This window comes from Flavobacterium oreochromis, from assembly GCF_019565455.1.
GTDB lineage: Bacteria > Bacteroidota > Bacteroidia > Flavobacteriales > Flavobacteriaceae > Flavobacterium > Flavobacterium oreochromis.
Genome location: NZ_CP067377.1, coordinates 416,567 through 428,321, shown reverse-complemented (window position 1 = coordinate 428,321; position 11,755 = coordinate 416,567). Strand labels below are relative to the sequence as shown.

At 26.7% G+C, this 11,755-nt stretch carries 11 protein-coding genes; all 11 read left to right on the top strand.

The annotated features are described in order from the left end of the window. Positions 1-517 precede the first annotated feature (517 nt). Positions 518-1,687 carry a trans-sulfuration enzyme family protein gene (locus JJC03_RS02100; RefSeq protein WP_088444643.1) on the top strand — a complete coding sequence of 390 codons (1,170 nt, stop codon included), beginning with the start codon at positions 518-520 and terminating at the stop codon, positions 1,685-1,687. 4 nt (positions 1,688-1,691) lie between these two features. Beyond that, positions 1,692-2,159, top strand: coding sequence for a hypothetical protein (locus JJC03_RS02095; protein WP_235873899.1), 468 nt, complete (start codon positions 1,692-1,694; stop codon positions 2,157-2,159). Then, the gene (locus JJC03_RS02090) at positions 2,156-3,178 is read left to right on the top strand and encodes a PLP-dependent transferase (protein WP_235874326.1); all 1,023 of its coding nucleotides are present in this window, start codon (positions 2,156-2,158) and stop codon (positions 3,176-3,178) included. Before JJC03_RS02095 ends, JJC03_RS02090 begins: the two co-directional genes overlap by 4 nt. Before the next feature lie 145 nt (positions 3,179-3,323). Then, entirely contained in the window at positions 3,324-3,536 is a 213-nt protein-coding gene (locus JJC03_RS02085) for a hypothetical protein (protein ID WP_235873898.1), read from the top strand. Between the two features lie 107 nt (positions 3,537-3,643). After that, complete coding sequence (locus JJC03_RS02080) at positions 3,644-4,459, top strand: hypothetical protein (protein ID WP_235873897.1); 816 nt, start codon at positions 3,644-3,646, stop codon at positions 4,457-4,459. A gap of 71 nt (positions 4,460-4,530) precedes the next feature. After that, positions 4,531-5,973, top strand: coding sequence for a glycosyltransferase family 2 protein (locus JJC03_RS02075; RefSeq protein ID WP_088398613.1), 1,443 nt, complete (start codon positions 4,531-4,533; stop codon positions 5,971-5,973). 12 nt (positions 5,974-5,985) lie between these two features. Beyond that, positions 5,986-6,231, top strand: a complete 246-nt coding sequence (locus JJC03_RS02070; protein WP_235873896.1) for a hypothetical protein — start codon at positions 5,986-5,988, stop codon at positions 6,229-6,231. Between the two features lie 62 nt (positions 6,232-6,293). Next, a complete protein-coding gene (locus tag JJC03_RS02065) occupies positions 6,294-7,862 on the top strand; it encodes a tetratricopeptide repeat protein (protein WP_235873895.1) in 1,569 nt (522 codons plus the stop codon). A gap of 126 nt (positions 7,863-7,988) precedes the next feature. Beyond that, positions 7,989-8,750 (top strand): YaiO family outer membrane beta-barrel protein, encoded by a 762-nt coding sequence (locus JJC03_RS02060; protein WP_235873894.1) that lies wholly within the window; start codon positions 7,989-7,991, stop codon positions 8,748-8,750. A gap of 340 nt (positions 8,751-9,090) precedes the next feature. Continuing rightward, positions 9,091-10,839 (top strand): DUF4838 domain-containing protein, encoded by a 1,749-nt coding sequence (locus JJC03_RS02055; protein WP_235873893.1) that lies wholly within the window; start codon positions 9,091-9,093, stop codon positions 10,837-10,839. Between the two features lie 70 nt (positions 10,840-10,909). Then, a complete protein-coding gene (locus JJC03_RS02050; RefSeq protein ID WP_103714423.1) occupies positions 10,910-11,461 on the top strand; it encodes a DUF1573 domain-containing protein in 552 nt (183 codons plus the stop codon). Positions 11,462-11,755 lie beyond the last annotated feature (294 nt).

The window sequence follows — 11,755 nt, the reverse complement described above, 5'->3', positions numbered from 1 at the left end:
AAGGATTGCCTAAAGAGTAGTAGTACTGCTTTAGCATTTTTTATCCTGAATTTTAAACTAATTATTTAATTTATGTTTTTTATCTTCAGAAAGAGGTTGCAATCAGTTCAAATTTTTCCTCTTAAATTTTGTTATGCAAATGTATGAAAGGAAATTGAATTCCAAATGATTATTAACTTTTTTTTGATTCAACTGTGGTTTTGGAAAAACCTTGTTTTGTAGTTTTTTAATTTGCTTGTCTTTTTTGATTTAGAATTTATTTTGTTTTATTTGTTTTTTTGTAATAAAATTTAGAAAAATAAACTGTTTATTTTATTTTAAAAGAATATTGATCTAATTTTGTCCTGTTTTTGATTTTAAATGAAAAAGTGTTTAAATAAATATATGATGTGTATGATGGGAACCAGTTTCTCCAGAGTTACTATTGTATGAAATTTAAAAATGACAACAGTGCCTCTGCAAATGCAGAGGCTTTTTTTTGAATCAATTTTTGCAATACAATTTTACAATATAGGATATGGAAATAGAAACCTTATTAGCAAATCTCACTCAATATAGTGGGATTAAAGATGCTTATGGAGCAACACATTTGCCCATTTATAATACGGCTACTTTTGATTATAAGCGTCAAGATGATAGTACTGTTTTGTATGATTATTCAAGGACAGATAATCCTACGAGAAATGCCTTAGAAACTATTTTTACAAAAGCTGAAAACGGATATGGCGCAATCTGCACAAGTACAGGTATTGCGGCAATTACTTTATTATTTGAAACCGTATTAAAATCAGGCGATAAAGTGTTAGTAGAAAGAGATTGTTATGGAGGGACTTATAGACTATTAAATATTTTATCAGAAAAAAATAATATTAAAACATTTTATGCTGATTTTACGAATATAGGAGAACTTGAAAATATCTTAATTCATAATAAAATTGCATTGATTTTATGTGAATCACCCACCAATCCAGGTTTGAAGATTGTGGATATAACAGCTATTTCCATTTTGTCAAAAAAGTATAATGTAGTTTTTGCTGTTGATAATAGTATGGCAACGTTTGTTGCTCAAAAACCACTAGAGTTAGGAGCTGATTTTTCAGTTTTTTCAGCTACTAAATACATTTCAGGACATGGAGCATGTGTGGCAGGAGTGATTGTTGCTAGAAATGAACTTTGGTATCAGAAATTGCATTATTATGCTAATGCCCAGGGATTTACACAAAGTCCATTTGATGTTTTTTTAGTCTCCTTAGGGTTGCCTACATTAACTTCAAGAATGAAGACGCAAGAGGAAAGTGCTTTTTATATGGCTCAGGAATTAGTAAAGTTTCCAGAAGTAAAATCAGTTAAGTTTCCAGGTTTACCATCTCATCCCCAGTATGATTTAGTAAAAAGGCAAATGAAAATAATTCCTGCAATCATAACGGTTGATTTTGAAGATCAAATTATAGCAGAATCAATTATTAAAAAAACAAAACTATTTGGAGAAAAAGTTTCCTTTGGAACGGTTGATTCAAGAGCTGAAATTCCAGCGAAAATGAGTCATGCCACCTATTCAGAAGAAGATTTAGAAAAAATAGGATTAACAAGGGCTACCGTTAGATTCTCTATAGGTTTAGAAAATAGACAAGATTTAATACAAGACATCAAGCAAGCAATTGCTTGTACAACTTTTAAAAATTGCTAAATTTATGAGTGATTATTTAAAACATATTCCTTGTGGAGAATCTATACCGTTTAATAATCCACATGCCGTTTCAGTTAGTTTGCCAACTATTCAAGATGTAATTGGCTATGAAGAAGGAAATGAAGAAATAGTAGGAAAGATGCAATCAGGTTATCCTCGATTTTTTAGGAATAAATTAGTTCAACAATTGGTTGATTATGTTAAGAAAGAAAATAAAATAACCGACGATTATTACATCTTACCTATTTCTTCTTATAAAGCGTATAAAATACTTTGTCATCTTATATCTGAAAAATTAGATTTTATTCAATTGCTAGATTGTGTTTTTGTGCTAATAAAAGCTGATAGATGTTTATATGAAACTGTAAAAGGACATATTCGGAATGCAGGGTTAATTATAAGCTCTCGACAAGCAGAAAGAGTTTTGTTATACTTGGGGTTTATTAGGTCTATTTATAAAGAAAAAGAATAGAATTATTAGAAGCTAATAATACTATTTATAAAGTTTTAAGTCAAGCATACGGTGTAACTAATGATAATATATTACTAACGAATTCAGGAGCTAATGCTGTATTTTCAGTTTGTGAAGCTATAATTCAATCTGGGATTTCTGAAGAGAAAGATTGTGTAGTGCAATTAGGCTGGTTATATTTAGATACGATGGAAGTAATTCAGAAAAGAAGTTTAAATAGTTATTGGCAAGTAGACGTGTATGATTTAGAAACTTTAGATTTTTGGTTAAATGAAAATCATAAAAGAGTTTCTTTATTAGTAACAGAAGTAGTTTCTAATCCCAAATTAGATTGTGTAGATGTAAAAAAACTTTACTCTATATGTAATAAATATAAGATAAAATTGTTGTTAGATATAACACTTATTACTCCATTTAATTTTAAAGTTTTAGAATATTGTGATATAGCTGTTGAAAGTCTATCAAAATTTGCTTGTGGAAATGGAGATGTACTGATGGGGGCTATTGTATCTAAAAATATAGGTTTGTTAAATAAAATTAAACGCTATATTATAGAACCTTTTCAGGGAGAGATAGAAAGATTAGGAGTTGAAATAATAGATTATGAAAATAGAGTAGAAAAAATATCTTTATCAACACAAACTTTAATTGATTTTTTTAATAATGAACCAAAAGTAAAAGAAGTATTAAGTGTTAGAAGTTTTAAATCCTATGAAAACTATAAGAAAATCGCTGTTTCAAATAGAATTCCAGGGTTGATATCTATAGTGGTTGATAAAAAACTTTCAGATTATTATGATTTTTTAGAAATTCCTAAAGGTCCCAGTTTAGGTACAGAGTTTACTTTGGTAATGCCTTACGTGTATTTGGCGCATTATGATTTATTAAAAACAGAAGAAGGGATGGATTATTTGTTAGTAAATGGATTAGAGCCTGAGTTGTTGAGAATTTCGGTTGGATTAGAGATAATTGAGGATATACTTGTTAAATTTAACAAAATGTTTACAATTGTAAGTTAATAAATAGTTAAATAAAAGTTAAAAAAAAATACAGGAAAATATTTTTCTTCAATAAACGTTGTCAAAACAGTCAAATCTAGTGTTTTGTTTAAAATGTCTAGGTTTTATTAGGCAGAATGATAACTAAAAATATAATATCAATCAAATGGAGAGAATTATTTTTGTTTTAAAAGATTGTTATTTTTCAATTTCAGAATTACCACCTGTATTACAATTAGCAATAGTTTTAAGTTTTGTTTTTATTTGTGTTTATGCTATAACTTTTTTGAATCTAGTGTATTTAAACTGGGAGAAAAAAACAGTAGCAATTCAAAAAAAGACACTTAATCTGATTTATTTACAAAAAATAAAGAAATAGTATATTCTCCAAAAGAATATACATTAGAAGATATTAAGCTTGTTTTTGAAAATAAAAAAGAATTTAAAAAATCACATAAACTATTAATTACAGAAACTATTATTGAATTGATAGATGAAGATCAAGTGTATGATTTACATAACTTTAATGAGGTTTTGTATTTCTTTGATTTAAAGTCTTTTTGGGAAGAAAGATTATTAAAAGGAAACCTCAAGACGAAGTTAGAAGGACTTTCCCAAATTATAAAATTAAGATTAACTATATCTGAATCTGTAATTATTTCCTTAGTTTATGATAAAAATGAAGCCCTACGTAAAAAAGCAAGAAAAGCTTATATATATTTGAGTAAACACGATCCATTTCGTTTTTTTAATGAAGACTTTGATAGTGAATTTACAGAATGGGATAAAATACAAATTCATGAAATTCTTTTAAAAAGATCAAAAGAGTTTATTCCTAATTTTGCTCAGTGGATTACTAGAACAGAAAATATAGATTTAAAATGCTTTTTTATATATGAGACCTCTTTTTATAAGCAGCAAGATAATCTACCCTTTTTATTAACGCTTTTAACACAAACTACAAATTCTAAAGTTCGAAAAGCTTTGATAGAAGCAATAGGTATTCTTCAAAATAATAATATAGAAGACGCTTTAATTGCAAATTATGATTTTGAACCTATATCTGTTCAGCATAGTATCATAAAAACAGTTACAGAAACCAAGCCCGAAAAAGGATTAGAGTTTTTAAAATCAGCTTTTTATAAAACTTTTGATACTAACTTGAAAATCACAATAGGAAGAGCCATTTATAATTATGATAATAAAGGGGCTAATCTAATTGATGAAATGGAATCTGAGATTAATGATGGTTTTGAAAACTTAATTTTCAAACATATTAAAAACCCATTAATAAAAGTTTAACCCTTTTCAAAAACTTTAAAATTTAATATTAACTGTATGTCAAAAAACTTACGGGAACTATAACTATAACTATGGCTGATATTTTTCAAAACGTAATTTTTCTTTATGCCTCAATGCTTACCATAATATATTTTATACTCATTATTTATGGATATAAAGAAATAAAAAAATACAAAGAAAACCAGAGCAAAGAAATGGATGAAAATTTCTTAAAAACACCCTTTGCTCCAGGAATTTCTATTGTAGCACCTGCATATAATGAAGAGATGACTATAATTGATAATGTTCACTCCATGCTTACTTTAAATTATCCAAAGTTTGAAGTAGTCATTGTTAATGATGGGAGCAAGGATAAAACATTAGATCTATTAATAGAAAATTTTGAGTTAGTAGAAACCCCTTTTGCTTATGTAGAAAAGATAAAAACAAAACCATTAAAAAGAATTTTAAAATCTACAAATCCTGCATATTCAAAATTAACAGTCGTAGATAAAGTAAATGGAGGGACTAAAGCAGATGCTTCTAATGCAGGTATAAACGCTTCTAGTTATCCCTATTTTTTGTGTACTGATGTAGATTGTATATTGTCTCGTGATGCACTTATTAAAATGATTAAACCTATTTTAATTAATAAAACACAAGTTATAGGAGTAGGAGCTACCTTACGTATGGCTAATAGTTGCGTTATTCAAAATGGAGTTGTTACCCAAGTCAAAGTACCTAATAGAATAATTCCTCTTTTTCAAGAAGTAGAGTATTTAAGAAGTTATCTAATAGGAAAAATGGGATGGTCTAGGATAAATGCTATTGGGAATATTTCTGGAGGATTAGGCATGTTTGATAAATCTGTAGTGATTGCTGCTGGAGGATATGATCCCTCATCACATGCAGAAGATATGGATTTAACCACTCGTATTATAGGATATATGTGTAATTTTAACAAAGACTATAAAATTGTTCAAATACCTGATACTTGTTGTTGGACAGAAGGTCCTCCTAATATTAAAATATTAAATAGACAAAGGACAAGATGGGCTCGTGGATTATTACAAATATTTACTGTTCATAGAAAATACCTTTTTAATCCAAAGTATAAACAATTAGGAATGATTACTTTACCTTATACTTTGTTTTTTGAGTTTTCCGCACCACTTATAGAATTAGTAGGATATTTGTATACTCTATACCTTTTAATAACAAGAGGAATAAATATATACACTGCAAGTATAATGCTAACTTTTGTTTACCTATTTGGAATATGTCTTTCATTAATAACTATTTATTTAGATAAACTAGTACAAGAACAATATAGAACTTTCAATGAATATTTAAAATTATGTTTTTTTACTTTAGTAGAACCTTTTATTTACCATCCTCTTATTGTTTTTTACAGCCTGAAAGGATATGTAGATTTCCTATCTCGTAAAAAATTTGAATGGGGTCAAATGACACGTCAAGGTTTTGCCCAAAATAAAACAACAGTTGTTAATCCAGAAAATCAAGAAGTTCAATAAACGTATAAAAAAATGTTATCAAAAAAATACCTCTTATTATTAGTTTTTTTTCTTTCAATATATTCTATAAATGCTCAAGATACAATGGAAGATTATGCTATTATGGCAAAAAAATATTTTAAAAAACAAGAATGGCAAAAAGCTAAAGAAATTATTGAAGAAGGATTAAGACAAGATGATACAGATTCTAATTTAAGAATGTTATTAGGTAGATACTATTATGTTAAAAAGATTTTCAAAATGCTCGTTATCAATTAGTCAAATCATTACAATATGATAAAACGAATTTTGATGCAAAGCATTTACTTGTAAATGTAGAAATGAACTCCAAACATTATTCTAGTGCTATTTGTTATATAAATGAATTATTAGAAGTAAATCCCTATTGGAAACAATTATGGTTAAAAAAAATAGAAATATACAGATTACAAGGGAATATAACAGAAACCACTAGAATGCTAAGACGCTTAAATCAAATATATCCAGAAGACGAAGGTGTTCAGAAAGATTATATATATAATACACAACAAGAAATAACACGTCTTAAAAAAGAAGGAAAGTTTAATGAAGCTGTTACCTTAGCAGAAGAATTGGCAAAAATAGATAATAAACAAGCGGATATTTATGTAGATATAATAAATAGCTTATTAACAGCAGGAGACAAAGAAAAAGCTCTTTTATATGCTGAAAAAGGAATTCAAAAATTTCCAGAAAATAAAATCTATATCACTAAAAAAGTAGCCATCTTATCAGAGATGAATAGAAATGCAGAAGCATTAGAGTTTTTAAAAAGAAAAATGTCAAAAAAATCAGATTCTCAACTTCAGAAAAGTTATGATGAACTAGTAGTAGAATCAGCAAGAATACAAAGTAATAATGATCCTTATACACTATATGGTAAAATTTTAGAGAAAAACCCAAAGGACGAAGAAGCATTAACCTATTTGCTAAATAATGCGATAAGTAAAGGCTACTATAATGACGCACTTGATTTTATAGCAAAAGCAAAAAAAATAAAAGGAGAAACAAAAGAACTGTTGTCAAAAGAATATTTCGTATACAAACAATTAGGAAACGAATCTAAATCAAATCAATTACTACAAAAATTATATGCCAAGTTTCCAAATGATTCTGATGTTAAAGATGATTTTATAGCTTTTCAGTATAATACAGCTAAACAGCTTATGTTAGAAGGAAATCATCTTGAAGCAATTGATTTATTACAGAAGATTTCAAATCAAAGAAAACAAAATGATTATTATGAACCCGCTAAACTAGGTTTGTTCCAATGTTATTTAAAAACAGGATTATATGATAAAGCTCTCGTTATTATTAATGAGTTTTTAAAAGAAAAACCAAATGATGATTCTAGAAATTTAAAAAAAATAAATGCACTTGTAGCTTCAGAAGATTATACAAATGCTTTTGACATGTATCTAGAACTTATCGAAAAATCAACTGAACCTAAAAAAACTATTTATGCAAATGGTTTTGAAGAAGAAGGTTTAGCCTTTATCAAAAAAGCAATAGAAGAGCAAAATATAGACGAAGCATATGATGTTGTAAAGAAGATACTTCTGGTAAAGCCTAATAGTAAATTAGGGTTACAATATGCTATCAGTCTTTCGTATCAGATGAAAGATGATGTAGCAATGCTAGACGCAGCTAAAGAAGCCACAACAAGATATCCAGATAACTTACAGTTTAAAGTAAAATTAGCTGAATCATATACAGCCCAAAAGAAATATGATAATGCAATTCAACTTGTAAGTCCGCTTTTAGAAAGATTTCCTCATAATAAATCATTAGTAAATATATATTCACAAAATGCTCATTTTAAATCAAAAGAATTCATTAAGAAAAAGAAAATGATGCAGCATTACAATTAGTAAATTCAGCATTGCATTTTGATAAAGACAACAAAGAATTAAAGTATGATAAAGGATTACTATTAGAAACAAAAAAAAGTTTTTGATTCAGCTTATTATTATCAAAAACAATACGAACCATCTCTAATGGAATTACCAGATTTTAGAAGACATTTAGCAGTATTAGAAAATAAAACTTTTAAAAATGAAATAGGAGTTTACCATTTAAGAAGTAGAATCCAAGGAAGTCAAGAATTTTCATCTATCTCTACAATGGAATATATGTATAAGGGAAATAAAAATACATATACTTTTCGATTAAATTATTCAGGTAGAGATGAAGGGGCAGGTATTCAGCCCATAGTTGAATGGTATCATCCATTTAATAATAAATTTTATGCTAAGTTAAATCTTGGATACGGAACTAAATATTTTGCTAAAATACAAACACAATTATCATTATATAAAACCTTTGGTAATGATTATGAACTAGAATTAGGATTAGGTTTCAGACAATTACCAGATCAGATTAATATGATTCAAGGAGGTATAGGATTCTCAAAAGATTGGCAATCTATATGGTGGAATATAAAAGCAGGTATTTTTTCTATAGATAATACAATGTTTTATAACTGTAGTACAGATGCAAGATTTTATGTCTTTAACGAAAAAAGAAGTTGTTTACAAGTTGTAGGTTCAGTTGGTACAGTTTCTGATTTACAATCATTAAATTTTAACTTATATAATACTTGGAATGCTTTTAATACAATGGTAGGAGCAGGGCCCAAATATATGATAAATTCACATTTTACAATTGGACTACTAGGTAGTTGGAACACAATAAAAATATCCGAAAAAAATTATACAAACATGTATAATTTATATTTTCAAACTCAAATTTCATTTTAGCATCATTTTCTCATAACAGACTATATATTATGAAAGAAATATTTGCATTCTATATAACTATTGCTAAGCTCTGTTTAGCAATAGTTGTCTTTTTTGTATCATGTGGTTGCTCTTTAAAATCATCTATTGAATCACAAGACGTCAAATTATATTCTGATAAATATAAGATCATATTTGATTATAATACCAAATTAACAAAAATAGAAAAAGACTACTTCTATCATGAGTTTAAAAAAGATCTTCAATTCCTGAAATAATTTCTCAAGATAAAAATATAAAAGGTTTATTAATAAAAGTAACTCTGTCTCCAACTCATTCGTATGATTATCAAATAAAAATATTGGGAAATAATGAAATTCAGTTGATTGCAAATTCAGATAAAAATTTAAAATGGTTGTTTAACCAATTTTTAAAAAAATTAAGTATCCAAGACGATCGAATTAGAACACAAGACTTATTACCAGCTATTATATCAATAAAAGAAAGTCAAGTTAATTTCTCATTTGAATACAGAGAACCTCATTTTAATCCTGTTTTACAACCAGATGCAGACATAAAATACAACTCTAATAATGTTGAAAATGATTGGGGAATTTGGGGACATAATTTAGGTAAATTGTTTGCTAATCAAGATGATCCTAAAACTTTTGCTTTAGTTCAAAACAAAAGAAATAATTTACAAATATGTTTCTCTTCTGATGCTAGCTATAACATTATAAAAAATTATATAGTAGATAATTTTGGATTTTATAGTGATAAAAAATATTCATTTATGATTATCCCTAATGATAACAAACTAGTTTGTCTAGATTCTAAATGCAAACATTTAGGTAATACAAGCTATAATGCAACTCCTGCTGTTATCTACTTAATCGAAAAATTAGCAAAACAATTTCCTCAGTATAATTTTTTTACAACAGCGTATCTTACAACAGAAACACCTCCAGAAAAACATCTTTCAAAAAATGTAGGAGTAATGATTAGCACCATTGATTTTCCAAAAAATGTACATTTTGAAAATAAATCAGAAGTAATAAAATTTGAAGAAAAACTATTAAAATGGAAACAAAAGGCAGATACAGTTTATTTGTGGGATTATGCTTCTAATTTTGATGATTACCTTACACCATATCCGTTTTTTTATCGTTTACAAAAACAATTAGAGTACTTTAAAAAAATGGGAATAAAAGGAGTATTCATTAATGGGAGTGGTTATGATTATACCAGTTTTCAAGAACTAAAATCATTTGTAATCTCTTCATTGTTATTAGATTGTAATTTAAAAATAGAAGATTTAGTAAAAGGATATTTTAAACAAGAATTCCCTCAAAATCATGAGTTATTATCAGAATACTATTTAGAGTTTGAAAAATTAGCAGAAAAAGAAAATTACCCTTGTTATATTTATGATAAAGGAACAAAAAATCTAGACTCTTCAACCTTTATTGTTTTTTATAAAAAATTAGCTAAATCAATTGATTCAACTCAAATTAAAGAAAGATCTAAATTAAAAGAATTATTAATAGGCTTGAGTTTTACATATTTAGAAATTTTATTAGAAAATGGAAATCAAAACAATGGTTATTATACCATAGAAAATAACACAATTAATATAAAACCAGAAGTAATAGAAGTATATAGTAAATTAAAACAACATTTAAATTATCAAGATTTTAAAAATTTTAAAGAAGAAGATGGTTCTATTCAAGCTTTTTTAAAAGAATTTGAAGAAAAAATCATAAAGAGTAAACATCCATTAAATAAATTATACGGGAAAAAAATAGAAGTACTTTCAAAGCTAGATGAAGATTATACAAATATAAACGTTCTAAATGACAACTCAGAAGGCTTCATATCAGACTATCATCATGGATGGCTTTTGACAAGCCAAGAAGATTTAGCTGTTAGACTTTCCAGTATAGAAGTTAATAACGCGACTCTAAAAGTAAGTTTTTTAAATAATCCAGATTTAAAAATTTTTCTACCAACGAAAGTTCAAGTGTATAAAAATGGAGCTTTATATGCGGAATTAACAGATACCTCTGATTCTAAAAAGAAAAAAGAATTGGAGTTTTTATCACAAAAATAACAATTCTTCAAAAAGATAATATAGAAATAAAAGTAATAACTAATGCCCAAAACAAAAAAAACAGCTTGTGATGAAATACAATTATTTTAATCTTTTAACAACATCTTCATTTCAAAAAAACGTATCCATTTTTTTATCTCTTTTATTTTTTATTAGCTGTGAAAAAGAAGGTCAAGCAACAACTATTGAAGTAAAAGATCCCCAAAGACATTATTTTCCAATAGCTCAAGGAGAAAAACTTCATATTGTATATCCTATAAAAAATAGCGGGAAAAATTTGTTAGAAATAAAAGAAATTCAAACTTCATGCGGATGTATTATTGTTGATGATTCTAATATAAAAAATATAGTGCCCCAATCCACAGGCTACTTACATTTTGAATATGATACTAATAAAAATACAGGTTATGTTCAACATCAAATTTATGTTTATGGTAACTTTCTTCCAAATAATAAAATAGAACTAAATTTTGATACTCATGTAGTGCCAAGTAGTTTACATTCAAAAGATTATGAAGAACTTTATAAAGAAATTCAAAATTCTAATACAGATGTAGAAAAACTGAATTATGGATTAGAGAGACAAAAGAACTATTATGTTGGTGATAAACCAGAAGAATAATATTATTTTTCGGTAATATGTAGATATTTTAGATAAAATGTAATTAAATCTTTTTAATTGCTTAAAAGATTATTAAAATATGATTAGCTCTTTTATTATAAAAAATAACCTATTATATTTGTCTTGTAATTATGAAACGAAATAGAAAAAATATCAACTGTTGTATCTGCTGCTCAAATTCTTGAGGGGTAGATTTGTTGTATATATAAATAAAAGCAATAATTAAAACTCCTCACCATCGTGAGGAGTTTTTTTTGAAATAAAGTAAATAATAAAATGAAAAATAATAAAAAC

Bases quoted from the DNA above. Each gene is read 5' to 3' on its own strand.
- JJC03_RS02100 (WP_088444643.1), top strand. From the start codon at position 518: ATGGAAATAGAAACCTTATTAGCAAATCTCACTCAATATAGTGGGATT.
- JJC03_RS02095 (WP_235873899.1), top strand. From the start codon at position 1,692: ATGAGTGATTATTTAAAACATATTCCTTGTGGAGAATCTATACCGTTT.
- JJC03_RS02085 (WP_235873898.1), top strand. From the start codon at position 3,324: ATGGAGAGAATTATTTTTGTTTTAAAAGATTGTTATTTTTCAATTTCA.
- JJC03_RS02075 (WP_088398613.1), top strand. From the start codon at position 4,531: ATGGCTGATATTTTTCAAAACGTAATTTTTCTTTATGCCTCAATGCTT.
- JJC03_RS02070 (WP_235873896.1), top strand. From the start codon at position 5,986: ATGTTATCAAAAAAATACCTCTTATTATTAGTTTTTTTTCTTTCAATA.
- JJC03_RS02065 (WP_235873895.1), top strand. From the start codon at position 6,294: ATGAACTCCAAACATTATTCTAGTGCTATTTGTTATATAAATGAATTA.
- JJC03_RS02060 (WP_235873894.1), top strand. From the start codon at position 7,989: ATGGAATTACCAGATTTTAGAAGACATTTAGCAGTATTAGAAAATAAA.
- JJC03_RS02050 (WP_103714423.1), top strand. From the start codon at position 10,910: ATGAAATACAATTATTTTAATCTTTTAACAACATCTTCATTTCAAAAA.